Annotated in this window: 19 protein-coding genes and 1 tRNA gene; 6 read left to right on the forward strand and 14 right to left on the reverse strand. The window is 67.5% G+C overall.

Annotation, left to right across the window (positions count from 1 at the left end; all coding sequences use genetic code 11):
* Positions 1–159: 159 nt before the first annotated feature.
* Complete coding sequence (locus tag WBL05_RS07240; RefSeq protein WP_424224800.1) at positions 160–2,268, forward strand: glycoside-pentoside-hexuronide (GPH):cation symporter; 2,109 nt, start codon at positions 160–162, stop codon at positions 2,266–2,268.
* A 245-nt stretch (positions 2,269–2,513) separates the two neighbouring features.
* Positions 2,514–2,954 carry a hypothetical protein gene (locus tag WBL05_RS07245; protein WP_424224802.1) on the forward strand — a complete coding sequence of 147 codons (441 nt, stop codon included), beginning with the start codon at positions 2,514–2,516 and terminating at the stop codon, positions 2,952–2,954.
* A 373-nt stretch (positions 2,955–3,327) separates the two neighbouring features.
* Here the strand turns inward: WBL05_RS07245 and WBL05_RS07250 are convergent, their stop codons facing one another.
* From WBL05_RS07250 to WBL05_RS07265, 4 genes are all read right to left on the reverse strand, one after another.
* Positions 3,328–3,471 (reverse strand): hypothetical protein, encoded by a 144-nt coding sequence (locus WBL05_RS07250; RefSeq protein ID WP_424224804.1) that lies wholly within the window; start codon positions 3,469–3,471, stop codon positions 3,328–3,330.
* 150 nt (positions 3,472–3,621) lie between these two features.
* Positions 3,622–3,795 carry a hypothetical protein gene (locus WBL05_RS07255; RefSeq protein ID WP_424224805.1) on the reverse strand — a complete coding sequence of 58 codons (174 nt, stop codon included), beginning with the start codon at positions 3,793–3,795 and terminating at the stop codon, positions 3,622–3,624.
* 148 nt (positions 3,796–3,943) lie between these two features.
* The gene (locus tag WBL05_RS07260) at positions 3,944–4,597 is read right to left on the reverse strand and encodes a response regulator (protein WP_424224807.1); all 654 of its coding nucleotides are present in this window, start codon (positions 4,595–4,597) and stop codon (positions 3,944–3,946) included.
* Entirely contained in the window at positions 4,590–5,732 is a 1,143-nt protein-coding gene (locus WBL05_RS07265; RefSeq protein ID WP_424224808.1) for a sensor histidine kinase, read from the reverse strand. The genes WBL05_RS07260 and WBL05_RS07265 overlap by 8 nt, the downstream gene beginning before the upstream one ends.
* A 181-nt stretch (positions 5,733–5,913) precedes the next feature.
* Between WBL05_RS07265 and WBL05_RS07270 the strand changes: the two genes are divergently transcribed.
* Together WBL05_RS07270 and WBL05_RS07275 are read left to right on the forward strand one after the other, a co-directional pair.
* Positions 5,914–6,726, forward strand: coding sequence for a histidine phosphatase family protein (locus WBL05_RS07270; protein WP_424224810.1), 813 nt, complete (start codon positions 5,914–5,916; stop codon positions 6,724–6,726).
* On the forward strand, positions 6,723–7,634 hold the full coding sequence (locus WBL05_RS07275) for an NAD(P)H-hydrate dehydratase (protein ID WP_424224811.1): 912 nt from the start codon (positions 6,723–6,725) through the stop codon (positions 7,632–7,634). The genes WBL05_RS07270 and WBL05_RS07275 overlap by 4 nt, the downstream gene beginning before the upstream one ends.
* A 49-nt stretch (positions 7,635–7,683) precedes the next feature.
* Here the strand turns inward: WBL05_RS07275 and WBL05_RS07280 are convergent, their stop codons facing one another.
* From WBL05_RS07280 to WBL05_RS07325, 10 genes are all read right to left on the reverse strand, one after another.
* Positions 7,684–8,070, reverse strand: coding sequence for an ACT domain-containing protein (locus WBL05_RS07280; RefSeq protein WP_424224813.1), 387 nt, complete (start codon positions 8,068–8,070; stop codon positions 7,684–7,686).
* 13 nt (positions 8,071–8,083) lie between these two features.
* On the reverse strand, positions 8,084–9,688 hold the full coding sequence (locus WBL05_RS07285; RefSeq protein WP_424224814.1) for a S49 family peptidase: 1,605 nt from the start codon (positions 9,686–9,688) through the stop codon (positions 8,084–8,086).
* Positions 9,689–9,721: 33 nt separating this feature from the next.
* Positions 9,722–10,474, reverse strand: coding sequence for a competence/damage-inducible protein A (locus WBL05_RS07290; RefSeq protein WP_424224815.1), 753 nt, complete (start codon positions 10,472–10,474; stop codon positions 9,722–9,724).
* Between the two features lie 52 nt (positions 10,475–10,526).
* Positions 10,527–12,068 (reverse strand): ATP-dependent DNA ligase, encoded by a 1,542-nt coding sequence (locus tag WBL05_RS07295; RefSeq protein ID WP_424224816.1) that lies wholly within the window; start codon positions 12,066–12,068, stop codon positions 10,527–10,529.
* An 87-nt stretch (positions 12,069–12,155) separates the two neighbouring features.
* Positions 12,156–13,037: a DUF2382 domain-containing protein gene (locus WBL05_RS07300; RefSeq protein ID WP_424224817.1), complete on the reverse strand. Its 882-nt coding sequence runs from the start codon at positions 13,035–13,037 to the stop codon at positions 12,156–12,158.
* Between the two features lie 319 nt (positions 13,038–13,356).
* On the reverse strand, positions 13,357–15,309 hold the full coding sequence (locus WBL05_RS07305) for a fructose-1,6-bisphosphatase (protein ID WP_424224819.1): 1,953 nt from the start codon (positions 15,307–15,309) through the stop codon (positions 13,357–13,359).
* Between the two features lie 221 nt (positions 15,310–15,530).
* Positions 15,531–17,063, reverse strand: coding sequence for a S1C family serine protease (locus WBL05_RS07310; protein ID WP_424224820.1), 1,533 nt, complete (start codon positions 17,061–17,063; stop codon positions 15,531–15,533).
* A gap of 313 nt (positions 17,064–17,376) precedes the next feature.
* Positions 17,377–19,995, reverse strand: a complete 2,619-nt coding sequence (locus tag WBL05_RS07315) for a hypothetical protein (RefSeq protein WP_424224822.1) — start codon at positions 19,993–19,995, stop codon at positions 17,377–17,379.
* Positions 19,996–23,442, reverse strand: a complete 3,447-nt coding sequence (locus WBL05_RS07320) for a hypothetical protein (protein WP_424224824.1) — start codon at positions 23,440–23,442, stop codon at positions 19,996–19,998.
* A 108-nt stretch (positions 23,443–23,550) separates the two neighbouring features.
* On the reverse strand, positions 23,551–23,856 hold the full coding sequence (locus WBL05_RS07325; RefSeq protein ID WP_424224825.1) for a hypothetical protein: 306 nt from the start codon (positions 23,854–23,856) through the stop codon (positions 23,551–23,553).
* A gap of 277 nt (positions 23,857–24,133) precedes the next feature.
* Here WBL05_RS07325 and WBL05_RS07330 point away from each other — a divergent pair.
* Together WBL05_RS07330 and WBL05_RS07335 are read left to right on the forward strand one after the other, a co-directional pair.
* Positions 24,134–24,219: transfer RNA gene (locus WBL05_RS07330), tRNA-Leu, on the forward strand.
* Between the two features lie 533 nt (positions 24,220–24,752).
* The gene (locus WBL05_RS07335) at positions 24,753–25,607 is read left to right on the forward strand and encodes a tyrosine-type recombinase/integrase (protein ID WP_424224827.1); all 855 of its coding nucleotides are present in this window, start codon (positions 24,753–24,755) and stop codon (positions 25,605–25,607) included.
* The last annotated feature ends 231 nt before the right edge of the window (positions 25,608–25,838 follow it).

The following is a 25,838-nucleotide window of genomic DNA, read 5'->3' on the forward strand; positions in this document are numbered from 1 at the left end:
TTCGGCCTGCTGATCCACCTGGACCTGATCCAGATCCTCAGTCGTCATCTCGTCGTGGGTCATGCTCACAGTCAATCTCCTTCTCAGTTGGAGACCCATCGCTTACACAGACCATCTGACACCTCCCGCTGCCCCGAGCGTCCCCGGAAGGACAGTGAGATGAGCGAGCAAGCGCTGACCACAGAACAACAATCGCCCGCTCCCCAGGCACGCGAAAAGCTCCCCAACCACCGGGTGTTCACGTACGCACTGGGCGACGTGGCCAACAACCTTTCTTTCCAGATGACGTCGATGTTCCTGATGGTCTACATGACCGACATCGCCGGGCTGGGCGCCGGTATCGCCGGAACCATCTACGCCGTGACCAAAATCTGGGCCGGGTTCACCGACCTGTTCGCCGGGCAGACGGTCGACCGGGCCAACACCAGGTGGGGACGGCTGCGTCCGTGGATCCTGTTCGGCGCCACCCCGCTGGCCATCATCTTCGTGCTGCTCTTCAGCGTCCCCGCTGGGCTGAGCGCGACTGCCACGGTCGCCTGGATCTTCCTCTTCGACGCCGCCTTCCAGCTGGCGTACTCGTTCGTGAACATCCCGTACGGATCGCTGGCATCGGCGATGACCCAGGACGCGGTCGACCGCTCGCGGCTGTCCGGCGCCCGTTCGATCGGCTCCTCGATCACCGGCGTGGCGCTGTCGGCGGTGGTTGCGCCGCAGTTCCAGGACACCACCGCCGACGATGTCCGGCTACGGTTCACGCTGACCTGCATCGGGCTCGGCGTACTCGCTGTCATCCTGTACCTGATCTGCTTCGCCAACTCGCGTGAGGTCGTGCCGCGCTCGGTAGGCAAGATCTCGATCAGGCGCAGCCTCGGCATGGTCCGCCAGAACGGTCCGCTGCTGACCCTGTGCGCGGGTGCGTTCTTCCTGCTGGCCGCCATGTTCACCATGAGCGCGGTGGCGATGTACTACGCCCGCGACGTGCTCGGCAACGCAGGCTGGTACACCTTCCTGATGCTCGCCCAGGCGGTCGGTACCGTGCTGGTCGCCTCGCTGGTGCCGGGCATCACGGTGCGATTCGGCAAGCGCAAGGGCTACGTCGGTGCCGCCGCAGTGGCGATCCTGGCGTTCGTGCTCATCTACTTCGTGCCTCCGGGCAGCCTGCCGATGGCGGTCGTGGCCTGGTTCGTGTTCGGCTTCGGCACCGGTGGCACGAACGCCCTGATGTTCTCGATGCAGGCCGACACCGTCGACTACGGCGAATGGAAGACCGGCGTGCGCTCAGAGGGCGGTTCGTACTCGATCCTGTCCTTCATCCGCAAGTGCGGACAGGGCATCGGCGGCTTGGTCGGCGCGGCCGTCATCGGCGCATTCGGCTACGCGGCCGGCTCGCCGACGCAAAGCCCGGAAGCCATGCAGGGCATCCGGATCGCCTGTGGTGCGGCACCGGCCGTCTTCGCCGTCCTCGCGACATTGGTCATGCTGCGTTACCCGCTGACGACCGAGACCCATCGGCAGCTCGTCGAGGAACTCAACGAGCGCCGAACCAGAAACGTGGTCAAGTCCGCACTGGGCGTTGAGACCGAGGAAATCGCCGCCGTTGAGCTTGGCGACCGCCGCACCACGCTGATCCATACCGAGGGCACCGCACCGGTGATCATCACGCTCTTCGAGCGCGACGGTGCCGGCGCCGGGGAGATCGGGCGCATGCTGGCCGACCGGCTGGGCGTCCCCTTCATCGACCAGAAGTTCAGCTCCGAGCGACTCGCCGCCGCGGACGTGCAGGCGCTCACCACCGACAGCGGCTTCGACAAGTGGCTACGCACCATGTCGTACGGCGCAACCACCGACGCAGACCTGGCTTGCGGCGCCGACATCGCCACCAACCACACCATCGCCACTGGCAACAGCCAAGAGGTGCTGTCGGCTGTCAAGCAAGGCGGGGTCATCCTCGGCCGCAACGCGACCCTGGTACTGGCCAATGCGGTCGGAGCCCTCCACGTGCGCCTGGTTGCACCAATCGGCAAGCGGATCGAACGGGTGGTTGCCAGGACCGGCCTCAGCCCGTCAGCCGCGGCCGAGCGGATATCAATCGAGGACCGGATTCGCGCCGAGCTGTCCCAGCGGCTGTACCAGTGGAACCCGAACCACGACGAGGACTACGACCTGGTGATCAACACCGGATCGATCACCTACGAGCAGGTCGTGGACATTATCGAGGAGGCCTACTTCAGCAAGTACCCGCGGACCACCGGCGGGGACGAGGAGTAGGAGTCCGAGTAGCCGATGGCCGCCCGGCCCCGACAGTCGGGGTCCGGGCGGTCCTTTGTGGTCACGACGACGCCCCCGGTGCAGCCCAGCCGCGACAATGTGGAGCATCGGGCACCCCGACTTCAATGCGAGATCCTCCGCATTGGCGTTAGGGCAAGCCCTGGATCCGGGCTTGTTCGGAGGACGATCGGTTGCTGGGTAACGGCCAAGGTGCCGGTCGTCGATAGGGTGGTCGAGTGGATAGCATGGCGGCTTTCGTGGTCGAACTGACTGCGGCGGCCGACCCCGACGAGATCTTCTCGCGCCTGCTCGACCTTCGCCAGCACGACCGGCTGGTGCCATTGACCAGGGTGACCCCCGCCCTCCCGGCCAAGGACATCCGGGTCGGCCTGCGGTTCGTAGCGCGTAGCGGCGTCGGGCCGGTCGGCTTCCATGATCCGATGATGGTTCAACAGCTGGTCAGGAAGGGTGCGCACGAACCGATCACCGTGCTCATCGCCAAGCAGGGCAGGGTCATCCAGGGACTGATCGAAATCGAGATCATCCCGACCGGGGCGGGCAGCAGGCTGCGCTGGCGGCAATCCGTTCGGTTACCGTGGTTGCCCCGGTCGCTGCAACGGGGCGCGGCGCGCGTCCTGCAGCTGGCCTACCGCCGCCTGCTGGTCAGGTTGTTGGCTGCAAGGTAGCGACGACGCATACCGTCCGGTATCTGACCGTTGACGCCCCCGACGTCGTGACCCTACGAACCACCAGGCGCAGGATGCTCCTTCCGCAACGACATCGACGGGAAGGCCTCACCATGAGTCCTGGCTTCTTCGAGCCATTGTTGCGCAGCGGCCTGACGGTGCCGATCGCGCCCTTGCCAGGATTACGAGCAAGAGGTTCCGCAGACAGCCGGGCGAGCGGGCCGAACGTTCACAGGGCCCAAAGGCCCTGGCGGACGGACGCTGCACCCCCGTGGTTCCCATCCGGAACCACTCGTGATACCAGCGTCGCCCTCGTTTGCGGCGTGGGGGGTTCACCTATCGGGTCGCCCGCCCAGCTGTGCGGTGTCCGAGGTCAGCGGAAGAAGTTGCAGCCCGGCAGCCACGGCAGGAACTGGCAGATACCCACCGATTGCTGTGCCGAAGGCTGGGCGACTGCAACGGAGGCAGTTGGGGCAATACTCAGCAGGACGACCATCAGGGCTGCGATCAGCTTCACTGTGTCTCCCTTCCTCACCTTGGACGTGCTCAATCGTCGCCCTGCGAGGTCGCCATCGTCACGGCCAAAGGGCGCGAACTAGCCTTTGGGAGACCTGTGGGGTGTCCCTTAGTACAGGTTCAGCTGTCCCGCGCAGCTGCCCGGGACGCGCTACTCGGTCGCCTGCGCCCGCTCCCGGTAACTCCCGATCAGCCTCAACAGGAACGCCAGCGCACCAAAGCCGAACAGCGTGAGGTGTGCGATGTCGTCGTGCAGCCATGCTGAACCGGCCAGGGCTGCGAACAGCAGGAAGATGGCCGCGACAATCAGTTCATGCCTGCGCATTGCTCCCTTTCACAGCCCATCCACGGCAGGGACGTCCTCACCCACACCCAGACGCTACGACCGGAAGCAGCAGGCCGGCTCGCCACCAGGGAACACCAGACTTGAAGTGCAGCATGGTCCTGTACTTTCGGCCAGCTGATCAGGCGAGTCAGTGCGGGCCGCTGAACCCCAGGTCATGGGCACGGGCGATCGTCTCCAGCCGGGACTGCGTACCGAACTTGGTCATCAGCGAGCTGACGTGCGCCTTCACCGCGCTTTGTGAGATGAACAGCGCGGCAGCGATCTGGGCATTGGACCGGCCGGCCCACAGTTGCTCCAGGACCTCGGTCTCCCGAGGGGTGAGGGCGGGAAACGCGTTTGCCGGCGCGGCCGGGGTTCGCAAGGACGCCAGCATCTCCGGCGAGACCGCCGGCAGACCCTGCCGTGCCGCGCGCAGGGCAGCGATGAGTTGCGCTGCCCGAAGGTTCTTCAGCAGGTAGCCCGCCGCCCCCGAGGCCAGCGCACGGCGCAGCAGGTCGTCGTCATCGAAGGAGGTCAGCATGATGATCATCGTTCCGGGCGACGCTGCGTGGATGAGGCTGGCTGCCTCGATGCCATCCATCCGGGGCATGTTCACGTCCAGCAGCGCCATCTCGACGCCGTGGTTGGTGATGAATTCGACCGCCTTGGCTCCGTCGGTCACCGCGGCGACCACGTTGAAGTCCTCCACCATCGACAGGTAATCGGAGATCGCTCGTCGGGCGAGCATGTCGTCGTCGGCGATCAGTACCGTGGTGGCCGGCGGGCGTGGCCGTTCAGTCATGTCTGGCCTCCTCGGGGGCTGCGACCGCCCGGCTCTGCTTGGGCACACATCCCATGGTCGTCCAGTTACCCGCCGACGCGTACGCGTACAGCCGACCGCCCACCGCCTCCACGCGTTCGCGAAGACCGATCAGGCCAAGTGGGGTGTGGTCGGGCACGTGTGCGCGCGGACCCACCCGGTTGAAGAACGCCAACCGGGTCTCCCCGGTCTCGGCGTCCGCCTCAAGGCTGATCGTGACCGGGCTGTCCGAATCGCCATGGGTGATGATGTTGCTGACCGCCTCGCGGCACAGCCCCGCCAGCGCCCACTGGGCCGCGAGCGGGACCTCGTCGACGTCGCCGTCGCGCTGGTACTCCGCGGTGAACCCGTGGTCGATCAGGCGTTCAACGGCGGCCTGGCACTGCTGGTCAAGGCTTCCGGAAGGTTCGACTGCCAACGTGCGCGGTGAGTCGGGGGAGCGCAGCACGCTGAGCATGGCTCGTAACTGGGCGATGGCGTTGTCGCAGGAGTCGAGGATGGTCTCCAGTTCGTCCGGGTCGACATCGCCGCGCAGCCCCAGGCGCTGCACCTGCATGCTCATCAGCGACAACTCGTGTGCGACCGTATCGTGCAGTTCGCGGGCGATCGCGTGGCGTTGCTCCACCAGCTGCTTGTGGGTGACCCGTTGCCTGGCCCGGCGGGCCTGGTTGATCAGGTCGGTGACCGCCCAGGTCAGCGCGTAGACGGTGAACCAGACCAGCGTGCGCTGGGCGAGTTCGGCGGTGGAATCGGCTTCGGTGACCAGCGCCACCAGGTAGCAGGCGGCCACGATGACGGCGATCCGGGTCCTGCCCTGCAGAACCGCGACCGCGATCGGGACGATCGATGCGTACTCGGCCAGCGTCGGCCACTCCGGCGGCAGCAGTGCCGCCAGCACCAGCACCACGCCGACACCCAGCGCGCCGAGCAGCAGGCGGCGTCCGGCGACGGCGGCGAAGAAGAACGCCAGCAGGTCCACCACCAGAGCTGGGGTCACCTGGCTCATCAGGTGCAGTGTGGTTGCAAGTACCGCCATCGGAACCGCGAGCACCAGGGCGGGATGATCGCGCAGCAACGCCAACCAGCGTCCCGGCTGCTGCAGGCTGGGCGACGCCACGGTGACCTCCATGTAAGGGACATGCGCTCGCAGCCATGTTAATCGACCGGCTAGGGCTGTCGTGCGTCGACCGGCTCCGGCGCAGTCCGGCGGTAGGCCTGGTACTACAGTGCCACCGATCAAGGCGGTGCCACCCTGGGGGGCGTTGCCAGACCGCATCGGTGGCCCGCAGACTGGGCGGATGGTAGATCGAAGTCGCCTCGTCGAAAACCCGGATTCGCAGGCGTCGTCAGCCGGCTCGCTGGCGGCGGATCGGCGGCTGGCGCCGAGCGAGCTGGTACTGGTCCGGCACGCGAAGAGCGTCGGGAACCTGGCCGACGAGCGGGCGCGCAAGGAGGGCCGCGGGCGCCTTGAGCTGGAGACCAGGGACGCCGACACCCCACTGGCTGAGCTGGGCGAGGAGCAGGCCGCCGCCCTCGGCAGGTACCTGCGGGGCCTGGATGGCAGCGAACTGCCGGACGTGGTGCTCAGCTCGCCGTACGAGCGGGCCAGGCATACCGCCGAGATCGCCCTGGAGACGGCTGGCCTGGAGTACCGGTTGGTGATCGACGAGCGGTTGCGCGAGCGGGACCTGGGCGTCTGGGACGGCCTGACCCGCAAGGGCATCGAGGAGAAGTTCCCCGAGGAGGCAGCCCGCCGTACGCGGGTGGGGAAGTTCTACTACCGGGCCGCCGGTGGGGAGAGCTGGTGCGATGTGGCGTTGCGGGTCCGCAGCGTGCTGTCGGACATCCGGACCGAGTACGACTCGGCCAAGGTGTGGGTCTTCAGCCACCAGGCAGTGATCATGTCGTTCCGGCTCGTCCTGGAATCACTGGACGAGGCCACCCTGCTCGGTATCGACGCCGAGAACCCACTGCCGAACGTGTCGTTGACCAGCTATCGTCGGCGGGCGGACGGGGCGTTGCACCTGGCCGAGTACGCCCGTACGACGCACCTGAGCGCGGCCGATGTTCCGGCCACCGCAGAACCTCCAGCCGCCAAGGAACAGCCATGAGGCCCGGAACCAGTGAGCACCCCAGGGCCGTAACCACCGGCCTGCTCAAGGACTGGCCGCTGCCGCTCGCTGACGGCGACAAGAACGCGTCCGGCCGGGTGCTGGTGGTCGGCGGCAACGCCGGCGTGCCGGGCGCCGTGCTGCTGGCCGGGGAGGCGGCGATGCGGGCCGGGGCCGGCAAGCTGCGCGTCCTGACGGTGGCATCGGTCGCGCCGGTGCTCGGGGTGGCCCTGCCGGAGGCCTACGTGATCGGGGTCGACGCCGACGACGACGGTGAGTTGTCGATTACCGCCGCCGATCGGATAGTCGAGCTGGGACGCCAGAGTGACGCGGTGCTGTTGGGACCCGGATTCAAGAACACCCGGACCGTCACCCGGCTGCTGCGGCGGGTAGTACCGCAACTGGACTGCGCGGTGTGCCTGGACGCCCTGGCGCTGGCCTACCTGACCGACGACGTCTCGGGTGTCCGGCACCTGGCCGGGCGCTGCGTCCTCACCCCCAACCCCACCGAGCTGTTCAAGACCCTTGGTGGTGAACCGCCGCAGGATCCGAACTCCCCGGAGGGCATTCGCCAATTGCTGGCTGCTGCCACCCAGCTGGCCGCAACGGCCGACGCGACGGTGGTGACTGGCGCAGCCACCAGCTTCGTGGCGCGCCCGGACGGTGGGGTCTTCATGGCGGATGGCGGCGGCCAGGGGCTGGCAGCGTCGGGCAGTCGTGACGTGAAGGCCGGGATCATCTCCGGTCTGCTGGCCCGTGGCGCAGCGCCAGACCAGGCGGGGGTGTGGGGCGAGCACGTGCACGGCCGCTGCGGTGAACGGCTGGCGTCGGAGTTCGGGCGGCGCGGATTCCTGCCCCGCGACCTGCTGCCGGTGATTCCACGGGTCTTCACCGAACTCGAGTCATGACGGGGCGGGCCCGGGCAGCGCGAACAGTCACACCAGTGCCCGACCCGGATCAGGCGCGCAGGGCGCTGAGGGCAGCAATGGCCTCGTCCAGCCGTTCGAACGGCACCAGCAGGTGGTCGTGGTGGCGGCCGGCCACCACGTTGCAGCTGATCCCGGCCTCGGCCAGGGCGTTGCTGACCGCGGCGGTCAGCCCAATCGCCGACAGCGCCGAGTGCACCTGCAGCGTGATCCACCCGGCGACGAAGTCGTGGGTCAGGCCCAACCGCGCGGCGTCGGTCTGGCTGATGACGACGCTGCGTCCTTCCGGCTCCACGACGCTGGCCAGCACCTCCAACCCAGGAACCTCACCATCCAGGGTGGCGAAGACGTAACGACCCGGCCTGACCACCGGTGACATGCCGGCCAGCAGCCGGCCCAGATCGGTTTCGCCGACCACGACCCGCCCCGGTTCAGCGGATCGTGACGTTCGAGTCGAACCAGGTCAGCACGGTCTCGTCCCCGAACGGCCACAGCGAGCCCAGCAGGGCGGCCGCAGCCGGGTCCTTGCCGAAGGTCGGGACGCCGGGCAGCGTCCGCTCGGCCGAAATGCTGCGCACCGGGGCGTCGTCCGGCAGCCCGGCCAGTCGGCGGGCGGCGGCGATGGCGGTCTGGAGGTCGCCCAGTTCGTCCACCAGCCCACGCTCCAAGGCGTCGGCCCCGCTCCACAGCCGGCCGCGGCCCAGTTGGTCGACCCGCTCCGCGCTCATCCCGCGTCCGGTCGCGACGGTGGCCACGAACCGGCCATACACCTCCTCCATCATCTTCTCGGCCCATTCGCGGTCGGCCTGCGAGAAGGCCCGGTTGGGCGAGGCGAACAGCGCCAGCTCGCGCCCCACAGTCTCGGGGTTGCGGCCAACGCGCTGGTTGAGCCCGGACAACACCGGCTTGCCCACCAGCACGCCGATGCTGCCGGTCAGGGTGAACGGGCTGGCGACCACCCGGTCGGCCTGGGCGAGCACGTAGTAGCCGCCGGACGCCGCGACCTCGCCCATCACCGCGACCACCGGCTTGGTGCAGCGGGCCACCGCGCGGTTGATAACGTCGGACGCCAGCGCTGAACCGCCGCCGGAGTCGACCTGGAGCACGATCGCCTTCACCAGGTCGTCACGCTCGGCACGACGAAGCGCCCCCACCACCGTTTCCGAACCGGCAGTGGGCCCGGTGAACAGGCCGGGCACCGGGCGGCTGCGTCCCGACACGATCGCGCCAAGCAACGGAACCACCGCCACCCCCGGTAACTTCTTCGCCTGCCGCCGGGCCGAGAAGTGGTCCCGGACGAACTCCAGCGAGCGCGCCCAGTCCTGGTCGACCGGCACGGCGACCTCGTCGTCCCAGCCGATCCTGCTGATCAGGCCGGCCTCCAGCAGTTGCCGGGCGTTGGTGAACCGGGCATTCAGGATGGCGTCCGGTTCGGTGCCGGGGGACACCTCGGCCAACCAGGACTGTTCAGCCGAATCGACGTAGGCCGACAGTTGTTCGCGTTCGTAGTCGTCCATGTGGTCGTCGGAGAACCGGGTGAGCGCGCTCTTGTACTCGCGGATCCGCAGGTTCTCGAACTGCACGCCGCGTCGGGTCAGGAACTCGCCGTAATAGACCCGCTCGGCCGCGAACCCGGGCAGCAGCACCTCGGCCGACTCGGGTGCCATCACCTCCTTGGCGTCCGCAGCGACCAGCAGGCTGCGCATGTCGACCTGCGGCAGGTAGACCACCACCCGCTTGCCGGCAGCCAGCCGACCCACCGCACGCCCGATCGCCGCGCTGGTGGCCAGACCGGCGCTGAGCCCCACCACCCGAACCAGCACCGCGCTGATCGAGTCGGCCCGGCTGAGCTGTTCCAGCCGGTCGGTCAGCCCCTGGAACGACTCGGTGCGCTGCAACAGTGCGCTGATGTCGTTGGGCTGGTGGGTCGGGTAGGCGCCGTAGAGGTCGACGATCGCCCATGACGCGGCGCCGGAATGGGCGTCCTTGCCCAGTCTTGCTCGCAACAGGGACGGCAGGTCAGTCAGGGAGGTCATCGGCATGACCCAACGTTACGCGGCCGGCCAACCTCAGTGCCGGGATGATCGGGGCACTGCGCCCAGGCTGGCACGCAGTTCCTCCAGCCTGGCGTAAACCTGCTCGACCAGCTCGGGATCGGTCCCGCGGGCGACGATGTTGGTGCCATGGACGCCCTCGGCGAAGAACGGGTAGGAGCCGAGAGCCACCGCAGGGAACTCCACCGCGAGGTTGCCAAGTGGCCGGGCGATCCGGCCCTCACCGACGTCGAAGCGCAACTCCCGGGAGACCACCGGAAGCCCGGAGTCGAGGGTGGGCACTACCACGTCAACCATCGCGGCGAAGATGCCAGGCACGCCGGCCATCACGTGCACGTTCGCGAGCGTGAAGCCAGGCGCCGAGGACATGCGCGTCACGATCAACGAGGCGCCGTCGGGGATGCGGGCCATCCGCAGCCGGGCCTCGTTGATCCGCTCGCCCCGCTCGGCGTAGCCGGCTTCGAGCATGGCCCGGGCGTCGTCCCGAACGGCTATGCCCACCCCGAAGGCGGCGGCCACCGCGTCGGCTGTGATGTCGTCGTGCGTCGGACCGATCCCGCCACTGGTGAAGACGTGGTCGTAGCGGGCGCGCAGGTCGTTCAGCGCACTGACGATCATCTCGTGGTCGTCGGGGATGACCCGGCCCTCGGTCAGGTTGATTCCGGCCCTGGTCAACGCGGTCGCCAGGTAGCCCAGGTTTGCCTCACGGGTTCGACCGGACAGGATCTCGTCGCCGATCACCAGCATCGCAGCGGTTGGGTTGGTCATGGTGGAAGCGTAGGGCCAGCCGGGCTTGATGAACCGGTGAGCCCGGATGGTTTCATTCCTTCGGGGGTCGGTTCACCCCGGACGCCAGCGCCCGAACCGTCTGGATGGTGTCGGCCTCGGCTGCGGTCTTGTCGTCCCGATACCGCACCACCCGGGCGAACCGGAGTGCCAGTCCACCCGGATAGCGGGTTGACCGCTGAAGACCATCGAAGGCGATCTCGACCACCTGCTCGGGACGCAGGTACACCACATGACCTTCGCGGCCGACCTCCAACTGGCTGAACCGGGCGGTCTGCCAGGCCAGCATCTGGTCGGTCATTCCCTTGAAGGTCTTCCCGAGCATGGTGAAGCCGCCGCTGTCGGGATCCCGGGCGCCCAGGTGGATGTTGGACAGGTAGCCACGCCGGCGTCCGCTGCCCCACTCCACGGCCAACACCACCAGGTCGAGGGTGTGCACCGGCTTCACCTTCACCCAGCCGACGCCACGGCGACCGGCGGCATAGGGCGCGCCAAGATTCTTGACCACGACCCCCTCGTGGCCCTGCCCGAGCACCTGCCGGGCGAAGTCCTCGGCCTGTTCGACACCGGAGGTGACGACCCTGTCGATCACGTACCGCGATGGGACGACGCTGGTCAACGCCTCACGACGCTCGCTGAGCGCACGGTCGATCAGTTGCTCCCCGTCGAGCAGCAGGACGTCGAAGAACCAGGGCAGCAGGGCGCTCCCGCCACCGGTCGCGGACGCCGAACTGGATGCGGTCTCCTGGAACAGCCGGGGCCAGCCGTGGGCATCGATGCTGAGGGCTTCGCCGTCCAGGATCACGGTGTCCACCGCAAGCGAGCGGATGATCGCGACGACCTGGGGCAGTCGTGCGGTGATGTTGTCGAGTGACCGGCTGAACACCCGCACCTGGTCGGCGGACTTGTGGGCCTGGATCCGGATGCCATCCAGTTTGGCCTCGACAGCCACCGCGGCGCCTTCTGGGCCGGCCTTCACCAGCGCATCGGCGACGTTGGGCGCCGAGGAGGCGAGCATCGGCTGCACCGGCACGCCGACCCGAAGGTCGAACTTCGCCAGGGCCAGCTGGCCACCGGTCAGCGCAGCCTGCGCGATCGCCGGGGTGGAGCCGGCCAGCATCGCCGCCCGACGAACCACTTCGGCGGGTACTTCGGATGCCGCCGCGATCGCCTCCAACAGCACGCCAGCCAGGGCGCCCTGCCGAAGTTGCCCGGTGGCGAGGGCAGCGAGGTATTGCTGTTCGGACGCGGTGGCCCGTTTCATCAGGTTCGCCAGCCGGGTGCTGCGTTCGGCCTGCGAACCCGTACCGCTCAGCGTGCCGATTTCGGCGAAGAAGTCGTCGACCTCCCGGACGGTGAGGCTGGGGGAGCCTGCTGGGGCGGGGAGGTTGCTGAAGGACCGCCATCCCAGCCCGGTTCGGCGCTGCAACAGCGACCCACCCAGGTACGACGCCACCACCTCCACCTCGTCGGCTTCGGCCTCCCGCAGCACCCCAGCGAGGACCTTCACCTTCCCCAGCCTGGACTTGGTGGCCGATGCCGACGCCGAGGCGTCCGTCAAGCGCTGGAGCAGCATGCCGGCCATTGTGCCCGTCCGTCGGGGGACAGGGAACCGGCCGGGAACCACGATCTTCTCGTGGCCCCGGCCGGCATCCAGTGGCGGCTACCGCTCGAACGGCTCGTCGCGCTCGGCCTCTACCTGCTCCTTGCGCACCTGTCCGGTGACGGTCTGGTCCTCGGTGACGGTGTCCTTCTCCAGCCGTACCTTCTCCACCGGCACGGTCTCGGTCTCGACGACCGGACGTTCCGCGCGCAGGACGACTTCCTGCTCCGCCTGGCCCAGGTCGACGCCGCCCCGCACGTCGGCGGCTTCCGCGCTGGTGATCGGCTCGCGCTCGACGCGAACCTCCTCGCGGGTCACCGGCACGGTCGTCTGCACGTTCTCGGTGACCACGTACTTGCGCAGGCGTGCCCGGCCGACTTCCTCCTGCTCGGTTCCGACGTTCAGTCGTTCCTCCGAGCGGACCAGGCCTTCATCCGCCCGGGGCTCCACGTCGGCGGCGTAACCGGCCTGTTCGCCGGTCACCTGCCCGGGCCGACCACCGAGGGGATCGGTCTGGCCGACCGAACGCTCAGTCTGACCGGCCAATGGGCCGGTCTGGCCGACCGAACGCTCAGTCTGACCGGCCAATGGGCTCGTCTGGCCGGCCACCTCACCGGTACCGCCGGCGCTCAGCCCGTAGTGGCGGTAGAGCCGTTGCTCCTCCTCGGGGGAGAGGTGCTCGTCGGCGTCGATGTTGGGTGCGTCCTTGACCTGGTCCTTGGTGTAGGGGACGCGGATGTTGATGCCGTCCTCGGTGGCGTCGTCCAGCGGGACGAACGACTCCCGCATACCGAACAGGCCGGTCCGCACGGTCACCCAGCTCGGCTGGGTCGACCGGTCATCGACGTAGAGCTGCGCGATGGAGCCGATCTTGTCGCCGGTGGAATCAAGGACATCTCCGCCGCCGGTGCTGAGCCGGGTGATGCTTTCAGTGCTGATCATTTCTCTTCCTCCTTGGTCGGGAACCAATCGGAATACGTGTGATGGCTGGCTGCCGGTACATCCGCATTCTGCGGACGCAGGAACTGTCGATTGAGGAGCGATTGTCACGGCTCGGCGCCAAAGCGGCGATCCGCCACTCAGCTCCTCAACAACCAGTTGCTTTCCACGTTATCCAGTCAGGTGGACCAGCAAGAGTGCTGGGGTTTCGCGCAGCGGAGAACCGGATTCGGGAAATCTTCATACGCTGAACCAGATGGCTGTTATCATCTCTAGCCGTCGCGCCGGGGCAGCCGGGACGGCACGTAGGCGTAAGACGGGTTCAGCCGCGGAGCTCCGGCTTGATCAGGCCCTTCTTGTAAGCGGCCAGCAGCACCTCCAGGTCGCCGATGCGCTGGCGAAGGTCCGCCCCGGCGTCGGTGTCCTTGGTGAGCAGTCGGCTCGGCATCTGCTCGGTCACGGTGAGCTTCGGGGTGTAACTGCCCATGTCGTTCTCGATCTCGCTGAACGTGGTGTGCTCGGCCAGCGCAAGGTGGTGGGAGTTGAAGATCAGGGTGTACCCGGCGATACCGGTCTTGGGCTGGTAGGCCTTCGAGATGCCGCCGTCGATGACATACAGCTTGCCGTCGGCCTTCAGCGGCGTCTCGCCGTCCTTGATCTTGACCGGCACATGGCCGTTGAAGATGTGACCGTGCTCGGCCGGAACCCCGAACTCCTCGAGGATCCGGTTGCAGATCTCGGGGTCCTCGTACAGCGAGTAGTACGGGTTCATGACCTCGGCGCGCAGCGCCTTGTCGGCGATGAAGTAGTTCTCGTACGTCGCCATCCTGCTCTTGCCGAACAACGGCGACAGCGGGCCGATCCACAGGTACCACATGAAGTCCAGCGCCTTTCGGTGCCCGGGGGAGTCGTCACGGTCGTAGTAGGCCCGCACCATCTGCCGTTCGACGTAGTCGAACAGGGCTCTCCCGGTGTAGCGGATGCCGTCCACTGTGATGCCGTCGAACTCGCCATCCGCGGTGAGCGGCACGCAGCCGTGGTAGAGCAGGTTGCCGTTGGTGCGCAGGTAGGTGCTGCCCTTCTCGTAGAGGAAGTCGACGTGCCGGTGCAGGGTCTCGCTCTGCCGGAACGAACCGACGATGGAGCGCAGCAGGTCTTCTTCTTCGGCGGTGAGCCGGGACGGGTCGTCTGGGTCGATGGTCGGGAAGTTGCTGTCGAGCAGCGAATGCTCCTGCTCGCCGTCGATGAAGACCATGCGACGGAAGTCGGTGCGGCGCAGCACGTTGCGCTCCGGGATGCCCCATTCGGGGTTGCGGTCCAGCAACTGACTCTCCAGCTTGAACATCAGGATCGCGATCGCCTTGTGCATCCGCGCGGCAAGGTCGGGGTCGACCCGGTCATAGACGTTGTCGTACAGGGTTTTCGGCCGGAACCGCACACAAGGGTCGTTGCCGTAGACGTCGTTGGCGAAGGTGGACAGCGCCCGAAGGTTCAACCCGTAACCGTGTTCGAGGGTGTCGAAGGTGTTGTAGCTGATCCCGGCGCGCAGCACGCTGCACATGGCGACCCGGTTGCCGGCCGCCGCCGCCATCCAGTGAGCGTCATGGTTGCCCCACTGGACGTCGACGTTGCCGAACTCGATCAACTTGTCCATGATCCTGTGGGCGCCATTTCCGCGGTCGAAGATGTCGCCGATGATGTGCACCACGTTGACGCAGACCCGCTGGATCATGTTGCACAGACCGGTGATGAAATCCCAGATCATCTCCGACTCGGCGATGTACCAGATCACCTGTGCGTTGTACTCACGCCGGAATGGGTCAATGTCGTCGGAGAAGAGCAGTTCACGAAGAATTGACGCGTACTCCGACGGCATCTTCTCCTCGATGGTGCTGCGGCGATACTTGACGGCGATGTGCCGGCACAGCAGGCTCAGTCGGCCCACCGCATCCGCCCGCCACTGGACGTCGGCACGGCCGGTGTCCCGCATGATGCGCAGCACGTTCTCGGGCTGGTAGACCAGGTTCGCGAGCTGGTTCTGTTCCTCCTCACTGAGCACCCCGTCGAACCGCTCACCGATCTTGACGCGGATATTGCCGGACGCCGACCGCAGCATGTGGATGAACGCCTCGGCCTCGCCATGCAGGTCGGAGAAGAAGTACTCGGTGCCCTTCGGCAGGTCACCCAGGCTGCGGAGCCGGATCAGCTCGACCTGGATCGAAGTGATGCTCGGGCAATCCTTGGCGAGCAGCCGGAAGTACTTCTCGTTTTGCATCCCTACTCCTGATCACAACGTGTGCACGATCGGCGTCCACCATCTGCGAACCAACTCCCGACCCGGGCCAGCGGCAGGAGAACTGCGGCACACTGGTCATGGTAGCCGCGAGGGCGCCGCTGCGCCCGACGCCCAAGGGTGTTCGCGGTTGTCGGCGGCCTTCACCGGCTCCCAGCGCCAACGCCCGACGGTTTGGGTTCCGGGCAGCACCTCGTCGAGGATCAGAATCGGGCGATGAACGAGCCGACGATCGGGTCGAGGACCCAGCCATCGCCCTGCGCCAACTGGATGCGGACAAACGCCAGGTGGCTGCCGTCCTTCGCGTTGGCGGCGATTATCACGTAGTCGGTGCCGACCCCGCCACAACTCGTCCAGTACTCGTACGACCCGTCATACAAGGCGTCGCTGTACGGCTGGCGGCTGCCGTCAAGGGTGCAGCCGCTGGCCGGGATGGTGGCAAGCTGGTCGAGCACCGAGTCCGGGGTGTAGTCGTCCAGCGCGTCCACCGTCGCCGAGACCGACACACCCGAGACCGACCAGGTGTCCCAGTAGCCATTCAGGTCGGGGCATGCGGTGACGTCGTAGAAGGTGTTACCGATATCGTCGGTGAAGCTCTCGCCCGAGACACCGGTCCACGTCGTCGGCACCTGGACCGAGACGATGCCGGAGTCGTCGCTCACCACCGCCAGCTCGGTCTCGGCAGCGGCCGACGGGGTCGGTGACGTCGGTTGCGGCATCGAGCTGACCTCGAGGGGACGGCCGTTGAACTGCCCGACATAGGTGCCGCCGTCGGACGGCCGGAACACCTCGATGGCGAGCGTCGCGTCGGTGCCGTGCGTGCGCAGGATGGAGCAGTAGTCGCCGAGGGTGCCGTCGGTTGCCAGCGTGACGCCCTCCATCTTGGTGATCACGTCACCGGGCCGGATCCCGGCGGAGTCGGCCGATGACCCGGAGGCGACGCCGGAGACGAAGATGCCTGATCCTGCTTCCTCGACGAAGGCGCTGCCGTTGATGCCAAGGCTCAGCACATCGGTTCCGGCGGCCAGGTCGCTGAACACCCTGCGGACCTCGTCGCGGTGGATGGCGACGCTCAGGTCGGTCTGGTCGCTGCCGGCGTAGTTGACACCGACCACCCGGCCGTCCGAGGCGACCAACGGGCCACCGGAGTTGCCGCCGCGGATGCGGGCTTCGTGCTCGATCGCGTGGTTCACCGATGCCCACTGGGTGTCACTGGCGGTGTCAGGCTTCGACACCACCCCCTTGGTGACGGCATAGCTGCGGTCGCCGACATTGGGGAACCCCAGGGCCCACACGTCGAGGGCGCCGGTGATCTCGCCCTCGTACCAGTCGAAGAACGGGAAGTCCTCCCCGTCCAGGTCGATCACGGCCAGGTCGAGGCATTCAGAGGTGCCGAGGATCCGGGCGTTGTACTGCTTCCCGCCAGCGTCCACCCGCAGGGTTGCAGCGCCGACGACGACATGGTTGTTGGTGACCGCGATACCGGTTGGCTCGACAATGAGGCCGGTGCCCCACCAGTCTCCCTCCATGGCGCCGGCGACCGGGTCGACCAGCGAGCCGAGTGCCTCGATCCGGATGGTCGCGCTCTGGGCGGAGTCGAAGTCGACCGCCGCCGGGCCGGTGGGTGCACCACCCCCGCCGCACGCTGCGAGCCCAAGGGCAAGCGCGATGGTGACCGTTCCCAACAGCGTCCTGGGGTGCAAACCAGCACCGACCGAATCCGTTGTGCGCGCCATGGGATCCCTCCTCCTGCCAGCCGCGGGCGACCACCCCCGCAAGGTGAGCCAAAGGGTAGGGTGACAAGGCAGTTCTTCACAAGGGTCGGCAGGCCCGTGAAGCCGATCAGCGGTTACCCCGCTGAGGTGACGCTCGTGCCTGGCGGTGTGTTTGAAGGGGTGCCACCCCGCGCGGTGGCACTGTGGGAACGTGTGGCGCGGACTGGATCCGGTGACGACGCTGTTGAACCTGGTTGCGGTGGGTCTGGTGATCCTCATCCCATTCAGCACGCAGGGCATCAGTGACCCGCAGTCCTCCCAGTTGACACGCTGGTCACCCCGGTGGTGTTCCTGGTGTCGATCCCGATCGGGCTGCTGTTCGGGGCGCAGGCGGCGAAGTTGTCGTGGCTGTCGCTGGTGGTGCTGTCCCCGGTGGTCGGCATCCTCGCGGCCAGAGCCGCGAAGCGCCTCGAAGCCTCGCCCGAACGGTGAGCGTCAGAAGACCTCGATGACGTCGTCCAGCAGTTCGCGGACGGTTTGCACGTTGCGATCCTTGCCGCCCCACCTGCTGAGAAGGTAGGGGTCGCCGGCGATGACGCGCTCGAAGGCGCCGATGACCTGGGCCTTGGTGACCCCTTTGCTGGCGTCGAAGACCCATCGGATGTTCTCGGGGCTGAACAGGGCGGTGTCGCGGATCAACTGGTAGCCGACGGTGCCGGGGATAGGTGGTGGACTGGCCAGCCGGGGCGCGGGTCTTGATGCGCAGCATGGCCTCGGTCCATGACTTCAGCTCGATCTGGATCGTCGCCCCGGGTCGCAGGTGTTGCCCCTCGCTGTAGACGATGTCCACCCACCGGGCCACCACCTCGGACCCGGCCCGGGTGTCGTTGATGCTCGCCGGCCACTCGAACCGCAATGCAGCGGGCGGGAGCTTCTTCCCGGTGACGTACTTCATCAGGTAGCTCGCCCCAACGTATGAGGCCTTGGAAGCCACCCAGCCGGGCTTCCTGGCGCGGGAGTTCCAGTAGGACCGCCTCGCCCAGTTCAACAGCACCTGGTCGAAGCCCGGGACGGCGTGGTACCCGTTGACGAATGACCGAACCGACGGGCCGGCGCGAGCAAGGCCCGCAGCCAGTTTCGCCAGGTCGTCCGGGTGGATGCCGGCGGCCCGGATGGCATCGGGGGAGATCCCACTGATCGCGTCCAGGGCTGCCTGGGTGTACTTGCCCTTCAGGCTGGGGAAGCGGCCCAGGCCGTCCACCAGGGCGGCCTTCGCCCGGTTGAGTTCCTGGGTGAGCACGGGTGCGCCCTTGACTGCCGCCGGCAGCCTGGCGGCGCGCTTTCCCTGGGCGACAGCTCCCGATGGCACGACCGGGGGTTCCGGTACGACGATGCCCCTGGCTGCAGTCGCCTGGTCGTCCACGCCTCGCGCAGCCCGGCTGGCGCCGGGCTTGGTCGCCAGTACCTTCCTGCCGGAGTCGTATTCCGCCCTGGCGACGTCCTCGGTTATCTGCTCCACCTTCGAGGTCTTGAGCCGGGCCACGTTGCCAGCGGCCTCGATCCCGACCACTTCTGCGGTGATCGCCTGCCAGGTGCGTCGTCCGGCCCGGGCCGCGTCATCGATCTGGGTCGCCAAGGTGAGGCTGTCGCCGAGGCTGAGCGGGCCCATGTCCTGACCGGCGAAACCGAGTGCGATCTCAGCGCCCACCACGACGTGGGTGTTGATCGTCACCGCGTTGGCCAGGTAGTACGTCCATGCCGATCGGCCTACCCAGGTGGCGGCCTGGGTGGAAAGCCCGTAGCGGCTCACCGCGAACGACACCTCGTACACCGCCGATCGTCCGGCCGCGAAGAGCCCGGTGCCCACCCGGGCGGTGGTGGACAGCCCCGCCGACAGGATCCTGGTGCCCACCGGCAGGGCCTTGCCGATCGACATCACCTTCAGCACGCCCAGGATGCCGAGTGCGATGTCGTAGAGGGGGTCGCGGGTGAAACGGGCATGCACCACCGGCGTCAGCAAGAACGGCACCCCCAGGTAGACGCGATCGTCCGGGCCCAGGGCGTCGAGAACCGGCAGGCCCCGGTAGACCAGCGCATCTGGCTGGTGGACCGCGAACATCACCAGGCGGCCAGTCCTGCGATGCCTGCGCACGAACGCGGCCAGTGTGGTCCGGATGTCCTCACCGGTGAAGTCGAGCACCTTGGAGGAGAAGGACAGTGACTTGCCGTCGGGGTAGGACACGGTGGTCTGGTAGCCGTCGATCTCCACGCTAGCGCCGTAGTCCATCGAATCCTTGCGCCGCCAGGCGGATTCCACGTCGAAGAAGGCGATCCCGGGTTCGAAGTCGTCCACCGGGTTCAGCGGCAGACCACGCGCCCAGCGCAGCAGGGCCGCGCGCTGGAGGCCCGGCGACGCAGACCTGGCCGCCGACTCTCCCTGTTGGCGCAGGCGCTCCAGGTACCGGCGTTCCTGCTGAACCACCTGGTCGAGCAGCTGCTCCTCAGTCACTGGCGTCCCGCCAAGCGCGTTGAGTGCGACGAAGTAGTGCCGCATGTAGGTCCATCGGTCAACCGGGTTGTCGGCGCCGTGGCTGTGGTGGAGCCATCTGCTGAGTGGGACGGCGTTGTTCACCGCTTCGTGGGCAAGGCGGCGCAGTTCAGGGTCGCCACGGGTCCAGCCGGCGGCCACCCTGGCCGGAAGGTCGTCGGCCGGGGCGGTGGGGCGACGGAAGCCGAGTCTGGCGTCGGTCAGTCGGTTCAGCATCGCCCGTCGTTCGGCCTGGACACTGGCCAGCGCGGCGTCCCGGGCGCGCTGTTCGTCGCCGAGTTCGTAGATCCACTGCATGAACAGCTCGAGGACCTCGCCGAACGGCGTGCCGGCCTTGATGGTGCGGTCTCGGCGCTTGACCCAGGCGTGGAAACGCGGGTCGTCGATCTGCGGGTGGCCGGCCATTTATGTGTCGATCACTGGGTTGGCGGCGTCGCGCTCCCTGATGACCACCTTCTCGGTATCGGGATCATCGAACTGGTCGCTGATGATCCGGGCGGCGAGCCGTAGCTGCTCGATGCGGTTTGTGACGCTGGTGAGCGCGACCTGCGAGACGTCAAGGGCCCGGTGGGCCAGCTTGAAGTCCTCCAGGACGGCGTGGCTGCCCGGCAGCGCCTCCATGAACAACGAACCGGTCGGGATGACGATCTCCTGGGAGTCCGGCTGGGGGTCCAGGACGCGGGCCAGGGAAGCCTCGTCGATCCTCGGCTTGGGGGCCTGGTACTCGGCCGGCGAGAGGTTCTCCTTCAGGCCGCAGACCAGGCGCTCAACCTCGTCCAGACTCATCGCCCCACCGGCATCGGGGTCGGCGACCCCGGTCACCGACGATGAGAACGGGGCCATCAGGAAGGTGACCAGGGGGTCCCAGCGGGTCAGTTCGAAGACGACCGCGTTGCCGACGTAGCCGAGAGGCTTGGCGAGGTTGGCGACGTCGCCAAGCTTCTCCTCGCCGTCCACACTGAGGGTCGCCGTCGCCCTGACCTCGAGTGGCGCGTTGAAGGTTGGCGCTCGCCGCGGCCGGTCGGTCTGCGCGAGCTGGTAACGCACCCGCCCCTGCACCTTCGGAACCCTGGTGTCGCGCAACCGGAGGAACTGCTGGTCGCGAACCTCGTGGTCGAGGATCGCCTGGAGGTAGTAGAGGATGTTCTCCTTCAGGTGGATGAGCAGGCGCTCGACCTGAACCGCCTCCAGCGCGTACTGGACGAACGCCGTGGTGTAAGTCTCGGCTGCGGTCTGCAGCTGGGTCGCCTCCCTTTGCAGTTCGCCTTCGGTGGCCTGGATTGCTTCCTTGCGTCGCGCGACCTGCTGCGCGACGTCATCACCGAAAACCTCCCGGACCCGGGCCTCGTCCTCGCGCCAGTCGGGATACTTCTCGTCGTAGACGCGGACCTTGAACTGCTCGAAGATGTTCCGGGGATCCGGCAGCAGGTCATCGGATCGAAGCACGAACAGCTGCCGTTCCAGGCCGGCGACAACCGCGGCCTGCCGATCCAGCGCGGCCGACAGTTCCTTGGCCTTGCCGAGGTCGGCCACCAGCTTGCCGGAGACCACGTAGTCGATCGCGGCATGGAAGGTTGCATCGAGGAGCACCCGACGAAGGATCCAGTCGTATCGGGTCACCCACACCTCGTCGATCTCCGATGGATCAGGGACGTCCTGCGCGACCAGGATCGCCGGCGTCACCCGACGCAGCCGCTCACTGACGTTGAACGCGTTGCGAAGTTCGTAGAACAGGTAGGTGATCACGAGGGCGTCGTTGTCATTGCGGATCTCGCTGGTCTCCTCGAACTCCGTCTCCTCACCGGTCGTCAACGTCACCTCCACCGACGAGGTCCGCTTGAGGGTCTCGGCCTGCTTGCGGATCTCCTCACGGAAGGACTCCTTGGTCGATTCGGTGGATCTCTCGGCGCTGACGTTCCACACGCTGGTCGTCGACGAACTTGCTGCGCCGGGCACGCCGGCCCCGGTTTCACTGGTCAGGCTGAACGACGTAGCCAGCTTGGCGTTGCGCACGATCTTGGCGATGTCGCGCTGGGTGTCCTGTGCTTCGGAACTGTAGGTCGACTCGCTCGCCTCCGCCCGCTTGTCGGTGTAGGTCCGGCTCGACTTGCGCTTGGCCGTGTAGCGGACCGACGACTTGGGCGCGAGCGGGATGGTCTTGACCAGTTCGCCGGCCTGGTAGCCCTTGGGACGCCACTGCTGCTCGAACTCCAGCAGCAGCCCGTAGGTGCACGTCCGGCCGTTGCGATCCACCGCGAAGGCGGTGAATCCGTAGTCCTCTCGCCGGATTCGGCGGAGTCGCTCGAGGAACAACCGAAGATCCGCCAGGCGGTCGACGTGGTAGGGCTCTCGGGAACCCGTCGGATCTCCACGGTGATCCCGGACGCGGCCGCGACCGCTGCTCGTAGTCCCCCTGGCGCTGCCGCCGAACAGCTCGCCGACAGCCCCGGCCGCGCCGCCGATCGCGTCGACAGCTGCGTCGATCGGGTTGGGAAGCCCGAGCATCGCCATCACCCGCGGAGGCCCCTGCGCGGGCTGCACTGGGTCGGCGGCCACCAAAGTCCGGGCCTCAACCTCGATCGCGTCCAGGAGGTCCTTGCCGGTGCGCGGCTGCGCGACCTTCCCGCCGAGGCCCTCCACCGCGATCACCGCGTCGGCGAAGTCGTTCACCACACCGAAGTCCGGGAAATGCGCCACCAGCAGATCGGAGGCGAGGTAGAGCCGCTCGAAAGTGAAGGTCGAGGTCCGATCCGCCGGTCCTTCGGCGAGCGTGAGCGCGCGCAACGCCTGTCCCAACTCGGTCGCCGACGCTCGGGATTCCAGTTGCGCCCCGGCGACGGCTGCCTCACTGTCCTCGAGCAACCGGAGGAGCGCGGCCTTCACGTCCGACAGCGTCGCCTCCTGCGGCGATGGCGCCGGTGCTCCGCCGCCACCTCCGCCACCCCCGCCGGAGCCGCCGTCCGGCTGGCAGCGAGCATCGGGCGGGACGCGGGTGCGGCGAGCCACCTCGACGCTGTCCCGCCGATACCTGGCCGGGGCCCCGTCAGTGTGCGAGGGCCCGAAGAGCAGCTGCTCGATGTCGGCCTGGCTGACCGAGGGGAGCGGGGCACCATTGGTGTCGAGGAGCCTGCCGACGTCAGCGTCGGTGACGTCGACAATGGCCCGCGTCGACACCTGGTTTGCCCGCCGGCGCAGAACGTCGTCGAGCAGGGCTCTGGTATGGCTGCGAACATCCTCGTCGAGCCCAAGCACCTCGGGTGGATAGGTACCGTCCGCCAACCGCCGGGAACCGAAGGCCCGCTCGAACAGCGTCGTCCTGATCGCGGACTCGATCGCTTCCCGCCTGGGTCTCAGCTCGTCGGCGAGGTGGCCGCGGATCTCGGCGACCCCGGCCACGACATCGGCTGCCGCGTCCGCCCGGACAGCTGCCGTCGCCACCGCCGCCGTCGGTGCGTCAGGTGCCACCGCGGCGGGAAGCGGGGAGGCCGGGACGACGCGCAGGTCGTCGGCGGGCAACGCAATGAGGTATGCCTGCCGGCCCTGCTGCACCTGCCTGACCCGGGGCACGAGGTGCAGGACGCCGTCGCCGGTGTCCCCGGGCCCGTCGGGAGCCAGGACGGCCAGGCCGACGGGCACGGTCGCGCCAGGTGCAGTGTCGAAGGCAATTGTGAACCCGCCGGTGCTGTCGGTGATGTCCGACCCCAGGCTCGGCTGGGCCAGTAGGATCGCCCAGTCCCGGGTTCCCAACAGGCGGGCCGAATCGGCGCCCGACATGTCGAATGCCTCGACAACAACACCCGCGGCCGGTGAACCAGTATTCTCGACCACTACCCGTCCGTGCAGTTCAATCATGATGGCCTCCCACGGTCGGCGCCTGAGATCAGAATGACACCGCCGCCCCGGAGGCGATAGATGCCGCAAGCCCCATCGGCGGCTTCTTCGCAGGGTTTTCGAGCAGTCTCAGGTGCGGGCCTTCGCCCCGTGTTCAGCCCCGTCGAGCACTCCGGGAGCGACGGCCGCCCGCACCAACTCGGCGTGACGCTTCAGCCGCGAGGTGTACCAGGCGCGCAGACCCGGAGGCACCTGCTGGCTGGCCATCTGCGGCAGGGCTGTCAGGAACGTCGTCGCGGTCGGGACCAGCGCGATACCTGCCGAGGCCATCTCGGGTAGGACGTCCTGCGGCAGGTGCATGCCGTGCTCGATCGAGTCAGCACCGGCCCGGACGGCGGCCTGCCCGCCCTGAGCCGACGGTGCATGGACGGCCACCCGGCCGCCAACATGCCCGCCACGGCGATCGGCAGTCCGCCTCCACCACCCGGAGGTGATCGCAGTGCCGGCCGAACCACGACGGCAGCCGGGTCGAGCGTCGTTTCGGGGTCAGTGTTCGACGTGGCGGGGTGTTGATACTGCGAACATCACGCGCGGCGTGGAACTGGCAACGACCCTGGCCTGGAGCATTCGGCACAGCTCGCCAGGCGGTTTCGAGATCCCGCGCCGTCGGTGCTATTGTGTCTAGGCGCTCAGCGAAAGCCGAGCGTCACCTGTCCGGGTGGCGGAATTGGTAGACGCGCTAGCTTGAGGTGCTAGTGCCCGTTCAAGGGCATGGAGGTTCAAGTCCTCTCTCGGACACAAAGATGTATGGTCGTCTGACTACATCAAATCCCCTCTGACAAGGACTTCGGTCCTTGTCGGAGGTGGACTCTCATGGACACAGATGGACACGAGTGGGTGTTCATTCCCCACATATTCCCCACGACACACGGTACGTGGGGAACGCGTACCCCCTGACCGCCTCCCCCTGTCCCCCAGGCGCACTCGTCGACCGTTACGGAGCGCGACGGGGGGTGTGCTTCATGGGTAGCCGACGGGTCAAGGCCAAGCGTGGCTTCGGTGAGATCTCCGTGCTTCCGAGCGGGCGGTTCAGGGCTCGCTACACCGGTCCTGACACCAGGCGGCACAGCGCGCCGGTCACATTCGTCGCGAGGATCGACGCCGAGGGTTGGCTGGTCGAACAGGAACGCCTGATCAGCCGCGGAGAGTGGAAACCACCGGCTCGTCAGGTTCGCGGGGCTCCCCTGCTGCTGGGCGCCTATGCGGCCACGGTCGTGGGGCGTCGACGGCTTCGGCCGGCGACGGTCGCGCTCTACGAGAAGCTGCTTCGATTGGCCATCCTGCCGACGTGGGCCGGCAGGTCGCTGGGCGACGTCACGCCGAATGAGGTGGCAGCCTGGTACGCCGGGATGCATCACACCCCGACCCAACAGGCGAACGCCTACGGCCTACTCAAGTCCATCTTCAAGGAAGCAGTCGACCAGGGCCTCCTCGCCGACAATCTTTGCCGGGTGAAGGCAGGTGGGCAGAAGCAGCGCGCGCGCGAGATCGAGGTGCTCACAGTCGACCAGCTCAATCGCTACCTGGCCGCAGTGCCAGAAGAACGCCGGGTACCGCTCCTCCTGGCCGGATGGTGCGGGCTACGTTCCGGCGAGGTGCGGGGACTGCGCGTCCGTGATCTCGACCTGGACGGCGGGGTGGTCCACGTCCGCCAAGCCGTCGTTCGGCTGAAGGGGCAATTGCTCATCGGTCCACCCAAGACGAACGCCGGCATCCGGTCGGTGGCCATTCCTCCCCACCTGCTCCCCGCACTCAGGGTCTGGGCTGAGAAGCAGCCCACACGCAAGCGGGACGAGTTGCTGTTCCCCGCCGGCGACGGCCACTCCCCGCTCAACGACAGCGTCCTGCGCGAGGCGCACGACAAAGGCAAGGCCGCGATCGACATGCCAGGACTCACGATCCACGGCCTGCGCCACACGAGCGCGACGCTGGCCGCGCAACTGGGTGCGACCCTCGCTGAACTCCAAGCCCGGATCGGGCACAGCACACCCAACATGGCCATGCGCTACCAACACGTGGCCGCTGAACGCGACGCGCAACTCGCAGCCCGCATGTCAGCATTCGCGACAGGCAAGAGTCGGCGGGCTCTCGCAGCCCTCGACATGTCCGTTCAGAATCCAAGGTAAAACATGTAGAACCCCATGAGCAGTATGAGAGCACCCATGACCACCTTGACCACGGAGCTCAATCTGCCATACCGTGCGCTTGAGGAAAGTGTGTGCACAAAACCGGCTCTTCACACTTCCGGTGGGGGTGGCGGGGTGAGTCCGCCGCCGATGAGGAGCATGCGTAGCCGGTAGTTGTCTCGGTTGCGGAAGCCGCGGGCGATGCGGCGGTGGAGTTCGATGAGCCCGTTG

It is taken from the genome of Brooklawnia sp., assembly GCF_049651565.1.
Lineage (GTDB): Bacteria > Actinomycetota > Actinomycetes > Propionibacteriales > Propionibacteriaceae > Brooklawnia.